At 42.2% G+C, this 18,386-nt stretch carries 17 protein-coding genes; 15 read left to right on the plus strand and 2 right to left on the minus strand.

The features are described 5' to 3' along the window. The first annotated feature begins 101 nt into the window (after positions 1 to 101). The 15 genes from ACLIN2_RS32225 to ACLIN2_RS32295 all read left to right on the plus strand — a co-directional run bounded on the left by ACLIN2_RS32225 (position 102) and on the right by ACLIN2_RS32295 (position 16,164). Positions 102 to 1,127, plus strand: coding sequence for a DNA cytosine methyltransferase (locus tag ACLIN2_RS32225; RefSeq protein ID WP_411504744.1), 1,026 nt, complete (start codon positions 102 to 104; stop codon positions 1,125 to 1,127). Between the two features lie 426 nt (positions 1,128 to 1,553). After that, positions 1,554 to 3,041, plus strand: a complete 1,488-nt coding sequence (locus tag ACLIN2_RS32230; protein WP_411504745.1) for a DNA cytosine methyltransferase — start codon at positions 1,554 to 1,556, stop codon at positions 3,039 to 3,041. 296 nt (positions 3,042 to 3,337) lie between these two features. Continuing rightward, on the plus strand, positions 3,338 to 3,670 hold the full coding sequence (locus tag ACLIN2_RS32235) for a hypothetical protein (RefSeq protein WP_411504746.1): 333 nt from the start codon (positions 3,338 to 3,340) through the stop codon (positions 3,668 to 3,670). A gap of 540 nt (positions 3,671 to 4,210) precedes the next feature. Then, positions 4,211 to 5,263 (plus strand): phosphoadenosine phosphosulfate reductase family protein, encoded by a 1,053-nt coding sequence (locus tag ACLIN2_RS32240; RefSeq protein ID WP_411504747.1) that lies wholly within the window; start codon positions 4,211 to 4,213, stop codon positions 5,261 to 5,263. A 379-nt stretch (positions 5,264 to 5,642) separates the two neighbouring features. Beyond that, a complete protein-coding gene (locus ACLIN2_RS32245; RefSeq protein ID WP_411504748.1) occupies positions 5,643 to 6,533 on the plus strand; it encodes a hypothetical protein in 891 nt (296 codons plus the stop codon). Between the two features lie 95 nt (positions 6,534 to 6,628). Then, on the plus strand, positions 6,629 to 7,522 hold the full coding sequence (locus ACLIN2_RS32250; protein ID WP_411504749.1) for an S-layer homology domain-containing protein: 894 nt from the start codon (positions 6,629 to 6,631) through the stop codon (positions 7,520 to 7,522). 496 nt (positions 7,523 to 8,018) lie between these two features. Next, positions 8,019 to 8,402 carry a hypothetical protein gene (locus ACLIN2_RS32255; protein ID WP_411504750.1) on the plus strand — a complete coding sequence of 128 codons (384 nt, stop codon included), beginning with the start codon at positions 8,019 to 8,021 and terminating at the stop codon, positions 8,400 to 8,402. Beyond that, entirely contained in the window at positions 8,383 to 8,787 is a 405-nt protein-coding gene (locus ACLIN2_RS32260) for a hypothetical protein (RefSeq protein WP_411504751.1), read from the plus strand. Before ACLIN2_RS32255 ends, ACLIN2_RS32260 begins: the two co-directional genes overlap by 20 nt. 390 nt (positions 8,788 to 9,177) lie before the next feature. Beyond that, on the plus strand, positions 9,178 to 9,378 hold the full coding sequence (locus ACLIN2_RS32265) for a hypothetical protein (protein WP_411504752.1): 201 nt from the start codon (positions 9,178 to 9,180) through the stop codon (positions 9,376 to 9,378). Between the two features lie 92 nt (positions 9,379 to 9,470). Further along, entirely contained in the window at positions 9,471 to 11,759 is a 2,289-nt protein-coding gene (locus ACLIN2_RS32270) for a hypothetical protein (RefSeq protein WP_411504753.1), read from the plus strand. A 470-nt stretch (positions 11,760 to 12,229) separates the two neighbouring features. Then, positions 12,230 to 12,757, plus strand: coding sequence for an O-acetyl-ADP-ribose deacetylase (locus ACLIN2_RS32275; RefSeq protein ID WP_411504969.1), 528 nt, complete (start codon positions 12,230 to 12,232; stop codon positions 12,755 to 12,757). Between the two features lie 302 nt (positions 12,758 to 13,059). Further along, complete coding sequence (locus ACLIN2_RS32280; RefSeq protein WP_411504754.1) at positions 13,060 to 13,917, plus strand: AIM24 family protein; 858 nt, start codon at positions 13,060 to 13,062, stop codon at positions 13,915 to 13,917. 383 nt (positions 13,918 to 14,300) lie between these two features. After that, entirely contained in the window at positions 14,301 to 14,750 is a 450-nt protein-coding gene (locus ACLIN2_RS32285) for an LPD11 domain-containing protein (RefSeq protein ID WP_411504755.1), read from the plus strand. Positions 14,751 to 14,900: 150 nt separating this feature from the next. Then, a complete protein-coding gene (locus ACLIN2_RS32290; protein WP_141295837.1) occupies positions 14,901 to 15,638 on the plus strand; it encodes a hypothetical protein in 738 nt (245 codons plus the stop codon). Positions 15,639 to 15,684: 46 nt separating this feature from the next. After that, positions 15,685 to 16,164 (plus strand): hypothetical protein, encoded by a 480-nt coding sequence (locus ACLIN2_RS32295; RefSeq protein ID WP_411504756.1) that lies wholly within the window; start codon positions 15,685 to 15,687, stop codon positions 16,162 to 16,164. A 627-nt stretch (positions 16,165 to 16,791) separates the two neighbouring features. Here ACLIN2_RS32295 and ACLIN2_RS32300 read toward each other — a convergent pair. Together ACLIN2_RS32300 and ACLIN2_RS32305 are read right to left on the minus strand one after the other, a co-directional pair. Continuing rightward, positions 16,792 to 17,238, minus strand: a complete 447-nt coding sequence (locus ACLIN2_RS32300; protein ID WP_411504757.1) for a hypothetical protein — start codon at positions 17,236 to 17,238, stop codon at positions 16,792 to 16,794. A 22-nt stretch (positions 17,239 to 17,260) separates the two neighbouring features. Continuing rightward, positions 17,261 to 18,319 carry a tetratricopeptide repeat protein gene (locus ACLIN2_RS32305; RefSeq protein WP_411504758.1) on the minus strand — a complete coding sequence of 353 codons (1,059 nt, stop codon included), beginning with the start codon at positions 18,317 to 18,319 and terminating at the stop codon, positions 17,261 to 17,263. Between the last annotated feature and the right edge of the window lie 67 nt (positions 18,320 to 18,386).

The raw sequence follows: 18,386 nt of genomic DNA on the forward strand, positions 1-18,386 counted from the left end.
AGTGGAAGCCTCTTCGCAAGTGCAGGGTGTATCCCGATACACCCCACGTCGATTGCCCTCTCCGTAAAGCTGTGAGCTTTACAAGAAGAGAGGGCTATACAATGTCTCAACAACCAAAAAGGTTCACTGTTTGCTCCCTATTTTCCGGTGGAGGGCTCCTCGATTTTTCCTTCATGGATCACTTTGATATCATTTGGGCCAATGAACTAAATCCATCCGCTGCGATGTGTTATCAAGCCAACGTAGGGGATCATGTGGTCGTTGGTGATATCAGCTCCTTGGATATAGAATCTATTCCGGAGGCAGACGTCTTTCTTGGTGGTCCTCCGTGCACGGATTTTTCTACGGACGGAGCCAACAAGGGAGAAGCGGGAGATGCAGGTCGTCTCATTTGGCGTTACTTCGATGTCATTCGAATCAAGAAGCCAAAAGCGATCCTTTTTGAGAACGTAAGCGGACTGAAGAAGCGTCATAAGAAAACACTCGATAAACTCGTATTGGCTTTTGAAGAAATTGGCTATCGAGTTACCTTAGAAGAATTGGATGCAGCTGACTTTGGTTGCCCCTCTTACCGCAGCCGTGTTTTCTTAGTCGGGATTCGATCTGATCTTGGGTATTCCTTTACGTTTCCAAAACCAACCGCTCAAAGATCGTCGGTACGGAATGCGATAGGTGACCTCCCGCTTCCGGACGAGGTATCTATGAACGATCGTGTCTTGGGGACTGTCCCTAATCACCTTGTTACCTGGACGAGTCCGTCTCCTGATCGAATTAGAGAGATATTGAGCCGTCCAAATCCGAATCAATGGTACACAATGAGAAGATTAGACTGGGATCGGCCAAGCCATACGCTCGTTGCTCATATCGCGAAGGACGGTCGTGAATTCCTCCATCCATCTCTGGATCGGAAAATAACCGTACGCGAAATGCTTCGACTTATGGGGATGCCTGACTCATTCGTTATCCCAAAAGATATCAAGATGACCCAGCAGTATCGACTCGTGGGAAATGGTGTAGCGCATCCTGTTGGGAAGGCACTTGCAGAAGCTCTGCATAGTCAACTACAAGGGAATGTGAAAAACCCTGAAATAATGATAGAGCAGCTGCAATTTGATTTCGCTTGTTAATCATGAAAGTAAGAATAGACCTTTCCGAAAACCTGTCAGTTTGATTGGTGGACTCAACCCCCAATAAGCTAACAGGTTTTCCTGTATCCAGAAATTGTTCAAGGAGTGAAGGCATTGAATCAAGAGTTTGAGACTCGTATCAGGATTGTAAGAAAAGAAGTAACTCCCGGGAGGACAGTGGAAAAGGTCGGATGGGATTACCAATTACCTGTGGACTTTGTTTTGGAGAACGGAATGAGAATTCCATCCAGGATTAAACGAAGGACAAAAAGGGAGATCATGATTGAGTTTCGCAAGCTGCCCATGGAGATCCATCATTTAGATGCCATTTTCGTGAACGGAACTTTCCGCTGCAATGATTTTGTACTGAAAGCTTCCAATCAGTGAGACACAACCTTAAAACTTATGGAGAAATGGGGAAACAAGATGAAAACATCATTTATGAAGCGTTTATATAAGATCAAGGAAAGACTCTATTTGGAGGCCAAATACCTTGGCGAATTTGGGTTTGGAATTGGACAACCCATTCAGTACGAAATCGATCATCTAAAGAAACAAATCAGGGTAATACCGACGGCCGAATCCAAAAAGAAAGTGGCCAAGACCACTCAGAAGACTGGCAAAACGGTGCCCGTTATCGATATCAAAGGCGAAGACGTACGTACGTTTTTTGCCCAGCACCAAAAGATTGAAGTAGAGATTCGCAAAGGCAAGATTCTGTTCTCGGTTGTAGAGGAGTCCGCTGTTCAGGCTACTGGACAAGTCGTTTGTCTTGAGGAAGCCAAACAACTATTTGCAAGAAGGCAGTATTCCGTCTCTGTTAATGAATTTGCTAAGGTCGTCAACTTTGAGCAAATGTCCATCTTTGATCTTTTCCAAGCAGAGAAAAACGACACACAGAGTTTCAAAAAAGGAACGATTTCAGCTGCGATCCAGAATAAAGCGATCAAGATGCTCTCCTTATTTTCCGGTTGTGGATCCATGGACAAGGGGTTTGTAGATGAAGGGGGATATAAGATTGTTTTTGCAAACGATCGCTACGAAAAGAAAGCGCTTCGTGATTACCACATCCAGACCTATCAACGCAATATTGGTGATCACATTAGCATGAGGGATGTATTAAGTTTTGAAGAAGAAGAAATACCTGAAGTTGACTTCGTTGCAGCGGGAGTCCCGTGCGTCACTTTTAGTGCGTTAAATACCCTCACTAATTTCCGCGACAGTAAGTCTAACCTGCATCCATTGGTCGAAAAGACGATCAATATTATTAAGTGGAGCAAAGCAAAGGCGTTTCTTATCGAAAACGTGGAGAACTTTTTAACCGTGAAGAAAGGAATCATGTTGGAGCGGTTTAAAGAGATGTTCCCGGATTTTGGTATTACGGCCAAAGTCATTGACTCTGCACAGCTTGGTTCCGCACAAAAGCGCAGGCGTGCGTTCATTATCGGTTTGCAGGGAGCGGTTCCAGAACTAGAGCTGCCTCACCTATCCGAATATCGGACAGTCAAGCAGGCATTTGAAGCTATAGATCAGGCTCCTCAACAGGACATGCACTTTCATCCGACTCCAAAAACACTGGAAAGGATGAAGTGGGTACCCCAAGGTGGCAATATTCTTGATGTGCCAGAAGAACTGCGAGCTCCAAACAAGAAGTTCTCAAACTATTGTCAGCGGTTAATGGCAAACGGTCAATGTCCAACGATTACACATGTCCATGACGAAGTATTCATACACCCGTCTGAGGATCGCTACCTTACTGTGAGGGAGACAGCAAGGCTGTTTAGCTTACCGGACGATTTTACCTTCTCAGGAAGTCTTACAGCTATCTTTGAGATGCTGAAAAATGCAGTGGATTATCGAGTATCTCGATTTCTCGCAAAGACAATCAAGGCTCAGTTGTTGCCTTTGATGTGAAATAAGGAAGGTGAACCCAGTGCGGAAGGAAGAAGTATCTGACATACTGTTGCATCTTTGGGTACATGTGGATCAAGCTGACTACGATCGGGACATAACCAAGGCGTTTCAATTATGCCCAGTCACCAGTCAGTTTTCAAAAACAGCTCATTGAATCCTTCTTAGTAAATGGCTTTGATATACAGACAGACCCAGACATGATACAAAAGGCAAATCGACAGCTAAGACGTTAAGGCAACTGATTAAATTTCCTGGCCGAATCCTAAAGAAAACAAACAGTTAGGAATGATAAAAACATGAGTCCAGTCGAGCTATCTCGATTAAGCGTATCTCATATGGTCGAAGGTGAAGAGTATGTTTTTACGAATTGGTTCTTCACTGATCGCTTAAATGAGAACACCATTATCAAAAAAGAAGGGTGTAATTTTTACGTGACATATTCGGGAGGGGAATTTGAACAGGACAAAATTGTCATTTTTACTTATGATTCTTTCAATTGGTATAATGAAAACATCAATGTGGCCAGATTAACTTTATCAGATCTGGAGGAAGCCTCCGTTGAGCTCTACAACTTATTTATGTCAGATGAAATTGATGAGAAAATGAAAGAACATGTTCAGGTAATTTAAAAATGCGTTTATTCATCAAAAGGGGAATAGCCCTGAGGGAGATATAAACTGTTCGTAACAGGCAGTAAAGGACTTCAAAGTGTTAGGATCGTATAAAATATATTGGAATCCGGATTGAATATCCGGATTTTTTATTTGTCCTAATGCAAGGAGAGTTTCTCCTCCGTGGTACTCCAACTCAAGTTCTTCAGATATCAGTAGTAACCGATCACCTTTTACTTTTACAACTAATGGTTCAATAAACAAACAAATCACCTTCATCTCACTCCTATAAAGTGGATTTCAAAAGCAGTATTGGAAACGGTTGGTTGGGGCTTTAGTGGAAAGTTGTTCCTGAATCTATTATAATGAAATTGTTAATAGAGGATTGTACGTATTTTTTTGCCTCAAAAGGCTGTAATTCGAGAGAATTCTCGATTATCTAGTAAAGACCTTGTTAGGTCAGCGAGATGGTATCCATCTGCGTCCTAACCAGGTCTTTTTTTGTTGGCCAAAAACGTGAGGAAGTTATTATGCGATTCTATAAGGGAGGTTTTCATGATGAAAAAACGTAATCATATCATCTTTTATTCAGGAGGTAAGTCTAGTTTTTCAGTAGCAGACTATGTAAAGACAAAGTTCCCAGATGATAACATCGTGTTATATTTCACTGATACTCTTTGGGAACATCCGGATCTTTATCGATTCATTCAAGAAGGATCTGATAAGCTTCAACTCCCACTATTGATCCACAGTATGGGGTTAAATCCAATTGAGCTCATGTTCGAAAAGAAATTGGTGTTTAATAGCCGAATTGGAGAGTGTTCGAAGTACTTAAAGATGAAGGTTGCAGCTGATTTCTTGAAGAAAGGGGAAAGGCCAGTCATCGAGAGGTGGAGAAATAAGCACTACTTAAAAGATGAAGACTTTATTAGCGAGGCAACTCTGTACTTTGGAATTGGATTCGAGGAGCTTCACAGGCAAGGGCCAATCATCAAGAATTGGAGACCGTTTAACGTAGAAATGCCTTGGATTGATCACACGGTTAACCATGATGAGGTTCTGCGAAAATACAGCATGAAGCAGCCAGTTCTTTACGATCTAGGATTTGCCCATAACAACTGCGGTGGTCGATGCGTGAAGGCTGGCCAAGGGCATTTCCGTAACCTAAAACAGAAGATGCCAGATGTGTTCCATGACATCATGGTAAAAGAGCATCATATGAAAATCTATGTATCTTCCTACCGATACATAATGAGTATTGAAACAGATGGAAGAGATGGCTGGGATGAGGAGGTTCGACGGGTGCTGCTAGACGAACTCGATGCAGCATATCGCGATTACTTTTATGGAAGGAAAGATCGGCCAGATGTTTATATACATCCAGCTGCTAGTTCCGTAAGTATGGAGTTTACCCAATACAGCTTCATGAAGCGACAAAGTAAAACACCAGTTGTAGTAAAAGATCTGGACGAAGAGGGGAATGAAATCAAAGTTACGAAATATCCAAATGAGCCTTACCCGCTTCGGGATTTCAACTTAGATGTCGAAAAGGCAGGCATACAGATAGATATGTTCGATATTGGTGGCTGCGGTTGCTTTGTAAGTGCCTAAGTTAGTTTTTACCGTTTAGAATTGAAGCGTTAGTTTGCCGCAAATGCAAGGGACGGTGTTAACGGCAATTGATTGATTTAAATCAGAACTTACGGCAAAAATATGTTTCATAATTTTAAGGATATCTACCCATTGATGACAAACAACATTAAGATTCTGGTCTCGCAATGACGCCTACTTATCGGTAACGACGGATAAGTAGGTGCTTTTTTGATTCTGGCCCCTCTGCTATACGGAATTCAGAGATCAATTTACTCAGTTTCGATGCTTACCAAAATGGGAAAAGAAAACCGAGAGCTGTAATGTTGAGAATTATCATTTCCAAGAAAAGATATTAATAACTTTGCAATTTCTTGGCTACTAGGAGCGAACCCTACAAATGGAACCGATAACACCAATTCTAATAATGGCGAACAACCTGTTTGCTCTAGTCTATCCTTTTCTCGGTATTGGATTAACCGTGGCATATTGGAATAACATACTTCCGATCACTGGATTGCTGGTACTTGTAGCGTTCGGATATAGCGGGTACATCTACTACCCGCATATGAGTGGCCTCAAAAATGTTGATGAGGTTGAAATCAAAAAGATAATACCGCCATACGTAACAGTTGTTGCTGTAATGCTGCTTTTTAACCCAATTAATTTCGTTCAAAACAACATCAGCAATGTCAGCGATATCAAAGAAGATATTGCAAAGGGTCGCTACCAGAAGGTGCTAGATACGACCAATCAAACCTGGGATTGGGAAAATTACAAAAATGGTGAACTTCGTGCGGAAGCCTTTAGTGCATTATTAGCAGAGTGTCGCCAGAAAAGTGGAGATGAACGGTCTTTCTGTGTGTACAAAAGTATTTCAGCGGGTATAGTCGGCAAAGATTTACGTCCATTAATTTATGAAGAGTATCGCTTTATCAAAGATGAAGATGATATTTTTAAGTATACATGGGATTACGAAGAGAAACGAGGAATTGAAGAAGCCTCAAAGTATGACCGTCCCTTTATTGGAATGCGGAACTACATCGAGTACACAAAACTCGGGCCAGCTTTCAAAACAGAGGACCGAATGGGTAACAAGGTAAATACATCTCCTCGGGTTAAGTCTATGGTAGATATGGTGTGGTATTATTCTGATGATCAGGGTGATAAATACTTCTTTGTTGCACATTTATTGAACGGGGAAGTTATCAGCGTAAGAGAGGGGAAGGTATCTGATGAAGATGCTGAGAAAATGAACGTACCTTTCCCACGAATAAATCAAGTAAGGTAAAAAACGTGAGAGTAAACCATATAGTAACCGGAGTGGTCGCATCGTGACCAGTAATGTGGTTATGAACCTAGCAATAAATAGAGGAGGAAGGAAGCATGAAAGGAAATAGTAAAAAAGTATTTAGCTGGTTCATTGCTGCGACAATCGCGTTAGGAGTAGTTCAGGGTGTTTATACTCAATCGACATATGCAGTCCAAACGATTGATAAAGATTATACCAATCATGTGTATAAGACCCATATCGAGTACGTGATTAAAAACAGTCTTATGTGGATGTATCCTGATGGCAATTTCAGGCCAGATCAAGCCATTACACAGGCAGATTTAGTAGTTGGTTTAGCTAATGCTAAGGGACTGAGTTCAGGAACGCCAGTTTCTAACCTCCCTGCGAATCATTGGGCGAAGGTTTACTATGATCGGGCGAAAAAGGATGGAATTCTGGATAACGTGGTCATCAATCCAGGCAAGGTATTGAACCGAGAAGAAGCTTCTTTTTTGTTGGTAAATGCTTGGAAGAGTCTTCGTCAAGTATACAAACTTGAAAGACAGTATTACTCAGATACAGCTGTAAATAGTGGGTGGATTCCTGAAAGGTCTGGGAAGTTCGCAAATGGTGTACATACAACTCTCTACGATGGTTTGGGAACCCTTAACAGGGGGGAGCAAGCACGGGTTCTTTACATTCTTCATAATGATATGAAAGATATTCAAGCTGGTGAAAGTATCGCTTCGCAGTTTCATGCTTCTCTAAAAGTGTCTGGTGGAAATGTGAGAGGGCAAATCCCAGCCGTTAATGGTTACGATACCAAACTGATAATCATTTCAAAAACTGGTAAGCCGATTCAATTCAACAAGGGTGCATCTGTCATGTTTAACGCAAGCCATGTTGATTACATGGAATTCAATGTAAAAAAAGCAGGACAAGCAATATCTCTTGCCAAATACGATTATGAAAACATGTCCACATTGGCACGAAAGAATGTACGGTGATAAGATGAAGCTTTACCTACAGACCCGGCACCCAACCTCATGGGAGGATGGCTGGATAGTTGAACGAGGGTAAGAGAATTGGGGGGAACATTGCGAGTCAGGTTTACAGCACACAATGACTCTAGCAAAGATATCGCTCTATCGATTTGCCCGTTGAAAGTCTAATACCGCAAAGCAAACTCGCAATAAACTAAAGACGTATGAAATGAGAAATGGTATAATCGAACCTATAGTAACTTTTGGTATTTCTTTTTTTGTATTGAAGTCAGTCCATCCGAGAGATACTCGGTTAAGAAGTAATGACCTGGTTGGGTCGGGAAGATGGTTTATTCCATCATACCCCCATCCGGGTCTTTTTGTTTTTCCTAGAAAGACGATAGGGGAGGTAAACCCTTAATCGATTGAGGCAGTTGTAATCGTAACACCTATTCACCATTCCCACGGCGGGAAACTACCTTTCCCGCCTAACGGGAAAGTGAAAAGGAGTACAGCATACATGAACAAGTCGATTCCCGATCAAGCGATGCATGTTTGTGGAAGCAAGGTTTTTCAGTTAACGATGGATGGTACAGAGGAGCCCATTGGGATGCCCTCGTTTGCCCGCATCAGTTCCGACTTTGTATTTGAATTTGGAGCGGGGGGCACGGCCTTTAAGTATCTCCTTGGTACGATTATTCGCGGGCCAAAGTCTCGTGTAGTCTGTGACAACCTTGCTCAATTGGGACTAACCCAGCTGATGACGATGACCGAGAAGGACTTCTTGCGTATGGATGGGATTGGTCCCATTACGGCAGCTCAATTAGCTGCCACTTTTGAAATTGCGAAGAGGATTCAACCGCTTCAGACTGGAGGAAGACATCATGATTCGAATTACAATTGAAGAGATCAAAACGGCCATAGAAGCAACGGGGATGCAGTTGATTCAGCGTTCCTATGGGAATCGCGATAAAAATTGTGGGTGCCCAATTACGATCGTGGCAATGTACCGCAATATGAAGCCCCCAAAAACACTGGGTGAAATCATTCTCGCCATGGAGGATCATTCGGTAAAAGACATCCGCTCCATATTCGGAGAGGAGATGGATTTATCGTATGTCCATGGTTTCATGGATGGGTTTGATCAATTCTCTGCATACTCAAGAGAAGCTTTCAGCAATGAGGATGCTTTTAATGCTTACCAATTAGGCCACAACGATGGTGCTCTTGCTGCACAAACGCTGCTGCCAGTAGCTATGCTGCAACAAGAAGATGCTGTCACATGTTGATGTAATTGGAGCTCATGAAACAAATATGGAATGAGAGGGGGAACTCCTGGTGTATGAAAGGGGGTTCCTCCTTTTATACACCTTGGGGCACACAATGACAATTATCTCTTGGATTGAAATCAGGCAGTCTGAAACTGTGGAAGCCGTACTGGAACAAAATGGGCTGGACTACCAAATGGTCCGTACACCTGAGTCAGTTAAATCGAAGGAGCCTTTATTGTGCAATCTATCGATATCCGTTAAGGAACAGCGAGATCGCCTTGTGGGGTTGATTCAGGAACGGGAGCACCTCTACTTTTGGGATGTTGAAGGTGAGTATGCATGTTGAGCAGCTGATCCATTCGGCTATCACTCAGAACATGGGAGTTATCGTAATAGGAGGAATCTGCGTTGAAAATATATGATGGTGACAAGCTTGAAGCTTTGGCAGCGTTTTTAAAGATTGACGTTAATGACTTACAAGTATGGTCCGATGACTCCGTGACCGTTGGAGGTGATACGAGCATCGAATACTATGTTCGCAAGCGCAGAAAAGGGAACTTTGAGTATCTAGGCAAGACCAATGGCTATCATATTTATCGCCAATGGTAACGGATAACGCTGAATATCAGAAGGTATTGCCACGTAGAGCGGTAAGATTGTCAGTGGCATCCTTAACTTTAGTTGGGAGGTTATATATCACTATGCATGCGAATCAATTGAGCCTATTTGAAGATAGTCAACCGGTAAGGAGCATTGAGCGGGGACAAGAGTGCCCCGCTCCTTCTATTCTTGGTTCTTTGTCTGAATCTATGCTGGCGATTATTGCAAGACTGCGTGAAGCATACCTGGATCCTTCTCATCAACACCCATGGATCGTTGCCACAAGTTTCGGAAAGGACTCTACCCTACAGTGTGTTCTTATCTGGTTGATGTTGCAGACAATTCCACCGGTAAGTCGAATGCGAAAAGTGGTATTTCTGACTTCTGATACCGGACTGGAGCATCCAATTATGCAGAACTATGTAAAAACGAGCATAGATCGGATTAGACAAGCAGCAAAGGAGCAGGGATTATCCAACGTAGAGGCGCATCTCGTATTACCTGAATTAAAAGAGAGATTCGGCCCGAAAGTCATCGGTGCGGGTGTTCCGATGTCTACGCCCAAATCTCCCTTCAGATGGTGTACCGATCGGTGGAAGATAAAACCGGTTAATCGATTTATTCAAAAGTATTGGGAGAACTTCGGCGGTGTCATCGTATTTTTGGCCGTACGATCTGATGAATCCATCTTGCGGGCAAAGAACATTAAGAAGCACAAACATGACCATGATTTCATTTACCAAAAAGCCGAGATAAAAAAGGATACTCGATCAGGAAGAGAAATCCGAAAAATGATACCTGGTAAATATGAGTGCACACCTATTGTGGACGTCACCGATGATGAGCTTTGGGATACCTTAATGCTTTTTGCCAAGTTTCCGTGGGGTGGCCGTTTTAGTGAACTGTATGCCTTGTATAAAGATAGCGGAGAGTGCCCGATGCAAGTAAGTGGTATGGGAAGCAGCTGCGGATCCAATCGGAACGGGTGCGTCATTTGTCTCTTTCCGAAGGACGATGGCATGTTAGCGTACTTCCAGCAACGTGGTGAAGCATGGGCAGATCCAATCCTGGAACTTCGGAAACGCATAAAAGCCATTAATTATGACGCGAACTATCGGCTACCGATTCGTAAGTCTAGGGTAAGGACGCTTGATCAACGTGATCCGTTCTCGATCGACCAATATTCCCTGTTCGAGCAGGGGACCCCGATCATTCAACCGCTTGTACAAGACAGTCGACCGCTATATCCAGATTTGGCGCTTGCAAGCTTCACTCTCGAAGCCCGCATTTTCCTGCTGAAAAACACGTTGTATTTTCAACAACTGGCGGGTGTAGAACTGGTGACAGAGGAAGACATGACGTACATTAAAAAGCGGTGGCATGAGGAGTTTGGATGGGTAGAAAACGAAGAAGATCTTCGCCCAGAGCCAGTGGAGCACTTTGGGGCGCTCATATTAAATGAGAACTATGAGGTGAACCTTAAGGAATCAACTATACCAAATTTGGTGGTGTGCCAAACAGGCAAAAGAGAGGAAGTAGAGCGCGGTATAAGGCACAATCCGGATCCTGCCAAGGAAATTCACCCTGTCTTCTACGTAACAATTGATCAGGGCTGCTCGGAGCGGGAGTTGTACCATGATTTGATGATCATCCATAATCATACGCGCAGAACCATTCCGGTTTATTGGGCAAGTATCAGGAAAGATGAGCAAGGCACAACTACGTTTTGGAATCAGCTGACCTTTGTTGTATGTCACCCCGGAATCTTTACGAATGAGCAGGCCATCTCTTATGTGGAATGGTATCTCAGCCATCGAGACAAGGAGATTTTGGACGAAAGACCGAGTCAACGCATCATTGACGCTAAGTTTCTCCAGAGGTCCTCTCAACAAGCGAGGCTAGATCTCCTTATGCATCCGATTCCGCTTTCGTTTCTTTCCCAGCAAATACAAGATCACACTGGGATCACTCCAGATGATCTTGAAATGGCCCATTGGATTGTTGGAAGCCGGGGTTCGGCCAGCTGGGATAGAGTATCTTTGCCGGTTGCTACCCAAAGATGTGAGGATAATATAGAACTCTGGATTAACTGGTTCTTCAATGTGATCGAAGGGATGGATAAAGAAGAAGCCAAAACCTATCTTCTGAAGGAAGGCTTTCACCCGGATATCGTACCGGGAGTCATTAAGAAACAGGTAAGGTTATCGGATTGGGATCTGTTATGGGGGTATAAGCTTGCTTTTTACGGGGAGCGGGATACCTTGATGACGCTATTGGTTTTACCCCATTATCACGACCGCTTACCGTTGTATCTTCATCAGAGATTGAGTGATTTCATCAAAAAGCTATCTTTAAGTGAGGGTCACTATCTAGAAAGGAATGATAAATGATGAATAATCAGATTCAACTGGATGAAGAAAATTGCTGCATATGTGATACGGGAGATGATATCGACCGTGACAGTGGATTCATATGTAATGAATGTAAGGCTAAGTTTGTTTCATAAGAGATGCCTTAAAATCCTCGGACATGTCCGAGGGTTTTTTTATGGTTACTCATATGAGACGGGATAAAGTAAATGGGGAAACCATGTCTATAAATGATTCAATGTGGTTGAGGAGCCCGGTACGATGGTATACGATGGAAATGGGATTTAATAGAAATGGTAGATGACCTATATATATGGAACAGGTTCGGATCCTAACAAACCAGGTATGCTGATAGAGGGCATTCGTATCCATTGCAATATACTAATGGCACAATCGGAGGACTTAACATGAAAAATTGGCTGAGTCGCATGATGAAAGGGTTAAATGAGCGGGGCGTCAAACAACCAGAAGCGCTCCTGTTAAATGAAACCATAATAAAGAAAATTTCAGTCATTAAACAGGATATTACTACACTAAGTGTTGATTGTATCGTAAACGCAGCAAACACTAGCTTGTTAGGTGGCGGTGGTGTTGATGGTGCAATTCATCGTGCTGGGGGCTCTCAAATTCTGAATGAGTGCAGAAAAATTGTAAGCAAACAAGGTGGCTGCAAGACAGGCGACGCAGTTATAACCTCTGCTGGAAATCTATCTGCCAAATATGTAATACACACTGTAGGTCCTGTTTGGAATAGGGGAAAATCGAATGAGGAGGACCTCCTACGCTCGTGTTACGTGAAATCGTTGCAATTGGCAACGGAGTACGAAGCAAGGAGCATTGCCTTTCCTAATATTAGTACAGGTATCTACCGATTTCCTAAAGAACTTGCAGCCAAAATCGCGATTGAGACTGTAGCAGAATTTATAACACAAAAACCTGTTTTTGACGAAATCATATTTGCTTGCTTTGATGATGCAAATTTCAGCTTGTACCAAAGCCTACTCTACGGGAACGAATGAGAACCTGACATACATCTTTGAATCACTAGCATAAATGAACATTCGTTTTTGCATGGAGGAAATTACAATGAAAAAATGGCTGGGGCGTATGAAGAAAGGGACCAATAAACGGGCTAACAATCACCCCAAGGCGATCCCATTAAGCGAAGCCTTATCAAAAGAAATGATAGGGGAATTGATTTAGCCGTAGATTATAGCGAAGTTCCACTTGATGGTGCTTTTGATGAAGAATTATTGAAAGAAATCCCCTTTATCAAGACAGTCGTCGCAGCCTATAATCTACCTTTAATTCATGTGCAGGAGTGATTTTATTGTCTTTCGAGGAAAATGTGAATGTCATTTCAAGATTTGATAATGAACAATTTAAAGTAGAAATTCTGGAACACAAAAAGTTGAACGGGACTGATGATGTTTCTCTTGGTGATACGCTTTACTTTGCTCAAAAGAGTGGGATTACCCTTAAGCAAGTTCGTATTACGATGAAAAATTCCTCGCTTACAACTGAGACAGGCGCGTTGCAGTTCATGAAGGGCCAATTGGAGATGGAATCTAAGTTGGGTGGAGTTGGTGGCCTTGCAAAGAAAATGCTTACCAGTGCGCTAACTGACGAAACAATTACTCGGCCTGTTTATAAGGGGAGTGGGGAAATTCATCTGGAGCCCAGTTTTGGCCACTTTATCATTCTAAAGCTCAATAATGAAGAGGTCGTGGTTGACCAAGGGATATTCTATTGCTGTGACTCAAAACTGGACGTTAGTGTCATAAGGCAGAAGAATTTGGTCACTGGTTTAATTGGTGGTGAGGGTTTATTTCAGACTAAAGTATCCGGCACTGGTTTCTTAGTGGTTAAAGTACCTGTTCCTGAAATCGAAATCAAGAAAGAAGTGTTAAACGGTGAAACTCTTCAAGTTGACGGCAGCTTTGCTCTCCTTCGAAAAGGAAAAGTAGAATTTACTATTCAGAAGTCATCCAAGTCATTAATTGGTTCTTTCACAAGCGGGGAAGGCTTGCTACAAACCTTCAAAGGTACAGGTGAGGTGTGGTTAGCACCAACGCTTCCTGCCTATAACGATATCTATCTTGAGGATACGGACCAAGACGCCGATGATAGTCCAGGCAAGCTCAGCTGGATTCGACGACTTCTGGATATATTCTCTTGAGATACGAAGAATTTGGAATAGGATAATTTTTCGTTTCATTTCCATTCTTTCCTCTCGGGTGTAAATGTGATATTATGGAATTAATCAATTTAGTTCCATTTTTCATTTTTCATGTGTTCAAACTTACCCGAGAGTTCTCGGATTAACTAGAATCGACCAGTTGGTCGGCAGATGGTTCTTTCCCTCTGTCTACCACTGGTCGATTTTTTATTTTCTCAGAATTTTTTCGGGTGGTTGATGTAATTTACGAGGAGGGGATCCAATAACTAGGCCTGCAAAGTCGATCAAAAAAACAAGGCTCTTTTCGCAAGGACTGTTTCCACTTGTGTTGCAATGAAAGAGTAAATAAAATGTGAGTTTCATTTATATAGGAGGATGTAAAAATGGAAAACAGCTCAAACGTAAGGACAATGGAATATATTGGACTTGATGACTGGGACAGACCTGTTTATAAGTGCATTGAAACTGGTTCGCTATGGAAAGATATAACGCTTGGTGGGGGAGTACCAGAACTATGTAGTTGTGGGAATGATTTTGCTGGAGAACCTTGTTCACCTATCAGAAGTGATTTAACTGTAGTGTTTAAGACCAAGTACGAAGAATCTCCAAACAGATTTAACTACATGATGTTAGATAGATTGAGAAGCGACTGCGATTATTACCTTGGATATGGAAACAGAAATAAATCTCGTCTTTCTGGTGAAGATGAAAAAATTCATATTGAACAAATGAAATCTATTTACAATAGCTTCGATGAAAAAAGTAAACCTGAATGGCTTACATGGGAACAGATTTTAGAATATGAAAGACAGATGCTTGGGACAGGTGAGTAAACAAAATATGACTTCAATTTAGTCTTTGAGCCTCTGAATAAACTAGAAAGCAATAATTACTAAATAAGAGAAAAACAAACTGGGATTATTTAAAGATGCTGCATACAAACAGCATCTTTTTTCATGCAACTCAGTGATTGGAGGCTGGTTATGTCTAATTTAAAAATCGAACGTATTAACTCTTATGATTATCAAATAATTGGCGACGACGTTGATATCCAGGTAACTAGTTTTGATCTGTACTCAACTAAACCGATTGCCAAGATTCGGGGTACTGGCTCACGAAAAATTCGCAGCCATGTCCCTGAATTACTTCGAGAATTTTTGAAGGAAGAACGTGAACAAAAGCGGCAATTACTTCAAGATGAGGCGAAGAAATATTGCAGCAATCCGCCCTCCATTTCACCGGGTAAAATCTACTTGGTCACTGTTTCTTACGGAACAGATGGCCGGGGATATGATGATGACACTATAACATCTGACCGCTTTATGGATTATGAAAATACGAAGCGCCATCTCGAAAGAAACCAAGTAATCCATGTAGAAGAGGCTGTTATTCAGAACACAGATATCTTTTCGATTGGGTCTTTCATCGGCTCAGGAAGAGGAGAGCTGGTCCGAAAAGAAGAGCGTTTTTTCGTTCTTTTAAACGGAATCAAGCTCACTGGCCTGGCGCTGAAAGAAATGGCACAAGAAGGGTTTCGTTTCTTCACCTTATTCCGTGACAACCGGCGCTTATCCTCGATTGAAGAGGAGGCGAGGAAGTTTGATTTAGGAGAAATTCGTTCGATCACTGGAATGGTGGGCGAGGAGAAGGAAGTCGCTCACATTAACATGCTCGAACGATTCAGAAAGGAAGTAATTCGAGCGAAAGCAGCGCAACCGTAATTGCGTTGTTTTCTTATGTTCAAGCACAAAAATAAGGAGGATTTTCATGAGTAAATTATACGAATTTCTTAAGTCATACATTGGTGAAAATTACACCGAAACCATCCGGTCAGAAGAACACCTCTCAAGCGTAGCGAGGGGCTTGGAGTATTATCTGACCGAAACGATTATCCCGGAAACGATTAAAGATCTCTCCCCAAGTGTTAATGATCAGCAAGAGAGCGACGTTACTGAACATAATGTTGGGCTATATGAAGGCTTCCTTGAACAATTCCTGCAAGACCAGTATGGCCAAGATTCAGTTGTATCGCTTCACTTCGATTCTGATGATTGCCATGCGGAATACTATGTGGCTACGTTCGTGAGCGGCAATTCTGAGAATCGCGCCAAGGAGCTCAAGGTTTGTCATGGAAATGATGGATTTGAAAAAGGGGCTATATATGCTCGGCTACTCGGGTCAGAGGATTGGGCTGAAGAAGGGATGATTTCCATCGCGAAACCTTTGCTTCCCCTTGATCAGTGGTAAATGCCGGGGAACCGGCCATTAGATATGGTGCTTTTCTTAACAAGCACCCTGCTTCATCACTCAAAGATACGGAGGGTTCTATGGAAATGTCTACGATTCTTCTAAGTAAGGATACCGGAGGACAGGATTCCAAGGTGTACGTTCGAGTTTCCCCGTATCTTTGGGGAAGAACTAGAAAATTACAAGTAATCATACGGGATGACCGGTATAAAGGATTTGAATCCGAATATGAATCCATGGAACAAGCCTTGGAGGATGTGAGTTTGAAGTACAAGCATGAGTATTTACCTGAGGATATTTTCATCGTGTATCTTTTGGATAAAGGATATCGGTTGATACCATTTGATCAGTATTGCTGATCCAATGGTTAATTTGAGAGGAGATGAGTATATGTATTCAGCTGGAGTGAATGGAGCAGCTTTGTTAATTTGGACCGTAGTAGGAATTATTGTTGTCGGTGTCGGTGGGCTTGTTTATTTTATTGCGTTTTAAAGCAGGACGATTAATCTTCGAGTGAAACAGAAGAGCGGGGGCATAAGCCCCCGCTTTTTTCTTTTGTGAACCTCAATTGGCGTGCCTGACCGGAAGATGGAGACTGAACCGAGCGCAATAATTTAATATTATGTGTTACCTGTCTGCATTTAATTTCCTCTCATTTTGTACCATCTTCCCCAGCTCTGACCAGTGTATCAATTTCTTTAATCGGTTATATGAGAGGATCCATAGGAGAAGTGGTAAACATGTGCCGAGAGATAAGAACATGCCGATCGTAAAAGTACTCCCGGGATTCCCATACATCACGCTGGTGAGGGTGAAAGCGAGTGCTATGGTGACAAGCAAATTGGTGATGATCTTTCCTACAATCAGCGATTCGTTGGCGATATCACGTTTGTGATGGATATATTCAACAAGGGACGCAAAGGTATTTTCGGGCAGAGCTTGCAAAAGAGCCTCATGTTTCTTCATCGTTTCAAGGGTGTTACTAACCTCATCTATATCGAAGTTATCTAGTTCTGGCAGACGCTCACGAAGAAGCTGTTTATAGAGACTGGGAACAGTATTCATGGATTTCAAAATGATTACTCCTCATACGTTATTATTGAAGAATTTGCCTGTATGAAATTGCCTCAGTAAGCCAACGGTGATCGTTATTCTGGAAGAAGGGGAGCGCCTTTTCAAGATGAATCATCGATTCTTCTATCTGTTTCTCATTATAGTAGATCTTACTCAAAAGGTAGTTTACTTCAGCACGAACATCGTCTTTTCGATAATCAAGGAGTTCAAGGCATATTTTCTTCGCTTCTGCATCTTTATTGGTTCGCATTAATAGAATTGCTTGATCTACTTTAGCCTGATAATAATGATCCAGCATGTTGTGTGAAAAGAAGATATCCAATGCTTGCTTCAGATAGAAGTCAGCAAGGTAAAATCGATTCAGCTCCCGATAGACGATACCCAAATACTTGCAGCACATACCGACTCGGGCGAAATCATTTGAAGCAACAAAAATTGAATGTGCCAATAGATAGTGATTTTCCGCATTTGCAAATTGCTTGGTGTAAATGGATGAGTAGCCGATTGCCATCTGATAGGAGCCGTTATTCGTGAATGTACGTCCTTGTTTGATGAGGCCTTCAATTTCATAAAAATAGTCTAGTGCAACCGTGTGCTGATGGAGACGGCCATGCATGATCCCAGTTGCGTACAAAACTGAGATCCGAGTGTTTCCACTAATGTCATGTTGGGTTACTAGTTGATATGCTTTATCCAAGAGCGGTCTTGCCTTCTTGGCTTGCCCACTGTAGCAGTAATAGGAACTCAAGGATACCAGTGATCGAATGAGTGGAAATGGATCATCGGAATTTTGTAAAAGATCTATACTTTGAAGGTACATGAGCTCTATACCCTCTTGTTCACCTAAGAAGTCGAAGCATTTTGCTTTTGCCCATAAATAGGTTCCCTTGTACTCTGCATTGTGAATTGAATCAACATGGATTTTATTCACCCATGCCAAGGCGTTATGCCATTCTTCGTTCTCTATCAAATCGGTTAATAACCGCAAAGCATTTCCAATGTCAATGACAACATTGCTGCTCGTGTTGATAAGTGTTGAAGAAGCATTGGCAATGGTAGCTGAATGAGTCTTCTTATCCATAGGTCACCCTCATTTAATGGCTGATTCTATCATTATACAATACAAGGCGTGGTATGAATCTTATTTA

This window comes from Brevibacillus centrosporus, from assembly GCF_046622605.1.
Lineage (GTDB): Bacteria > Bacillota > Bacilli > Brevibacillales > Brevibacillaceae > Brevibacillus > Brevibacillus centrosporus.

Excerpts from the sequence above, each read along its gene's own strand:
- ACLIN2_RS32230 (WP_411504745.1), top strand. The coding sequence starts at position 1,554 with ATGAAAACATCATTTATGAAGCGTTTATATAAGATCAAGGAAAGACTC.
- ACLIN2_RS32235 (WP_411504746.1), top strand. The coding sequence starts at position 3,338 with ATGAGTCCAGTCGAGCTATCTCGATTAAGCGTATCTCATATGGTCGAA.
- ACLIN2_RS32250 (WP_411504749.1), top strand. The coding sequence starts at position 6,629 with ATGAAAGGAAATAGTAAAAAAGTATTTAGCTGGTTCATTGCTGCGACA.
- ACLIN2_RS32245 (WP_411504748.1), top strand. The coding sequence starts at position 5,643 with ATGGAACCGATAACACCAATTCTAATAATGGCGAACAACCTGTTTGCT.
- ACLIN2_RS32240 (WP_411504747.1), top strand. The coding sequence starts at position 4,211 with ATGAAAAAACGTAATCATATCATCTTTTATTCAGGAGGTAAGTCTAGT.
- ACLIN2_RS32285 (WP_411504755.1), top strand. The coding sequence starts at position 14,301 with ATGGAAAACAGCTCAAACGTAAGGACAATGGAATATATTGGACTTGAT.
- ACLIN2_RS32260 (WP_411504751.1), top strand. The coding sequence starts at position 8,383 with ATGATTCGAATTACAATTGAAGAGATCAAAACGGCCATAGAAGCAACG.
- ACLIN2_RS32270 (WP_411504753.1), top strand. The coding sequence starts at position 9,471 with ATGCATGCGAATCAATTGAGCCTATTTGAAGATAGTCAACCGGTAAGG.
- ACLIN2_RS32290 (WP_141295837.1), top strand. The coding sequence starts at position 14,901 with ATGTCTAATTTAAAAATCGAACGTATTAACTCTTATGATTATCAAATA.
- ACLIN2_RS32225 (WP_411504744.1), top strand. The coding sequence starts at position 102 with ATGTCTCAACAACCAAAAAGGTTCACTGTTTGCTCCCTATTTTCCGGT.
- ACLIN2_RS32295 (WP_411504756.1), top strand. The coding sequence starts at position 15,685 with ATGAGTAAATTATACGAATTTCTTAAGTCATACATTGGTGAAAATTAC.
- ACLIN2_RS32305 (WP_411504758.1), bottom strand. The coding sequence starts at position 18,319 with ATGGATAAGAAGACTCATTCAGCTACCATTGCCAATGCTTCTTCAACA.
- ACLIN2_RS32255 (WP_411504750.1), top strand. The coding sequence starts at position 8,019 with ATGAACAAGTCGATTCCCGATCAAGCGATGCATGTTTGTGGAAGCAAG.